Origin of the sequence: Bradyrhizobium sp. sGM-13 (assembly GCF_018398875.1) — a bacterium.
Lineage (GTDB): Bacteria > Pseudomonadota > Alphaproteobacteria > Rhizobiales > Xanthobacteraceae > Bradyrhizobium.
The window spans coordinates 1-236 of record NZ_JAGWDK010000438.1; the positions used below are offsets into that span (position 1 = coordinate 1).

Annotated in this window: 1 protein-coding gene; it reads left to right on the plus strand. The window is 63.6% G+C overall.

Annotated elements, in window-relative coordinates; genetic code table 11:
• Positions 1 to 236: caspase family protein (locus KJQ96_RS39565; RefSeq protein WP_213291283.1), on the plus strand; the 236-nt coding region annotated here is incomplete at both ends.

Below are 236 nucleotides of genomic sequence, written 5' to 3' on the forward strand. Positions count from 1 at the left end.
CATCGGGATCGATCAGTATCCCCATTTCCCTCCGGATTGGCAGCTCGAAGGGTGTGGCCATGACGTGGCGGTGCTGCGGGACGCGCTGGGACGCCGCTTCGGTTTCCGTGACGATCAGATCGCGGTGCTGCGGGATGAGCAGGCCACGCGCGAGGGCATCCTCGCAGCCATGGAATCCCTGGTCCATCGGGCCGGGAAAGACGACGAGGTCGTTTTCTTCTACAGTGGGCATGGGT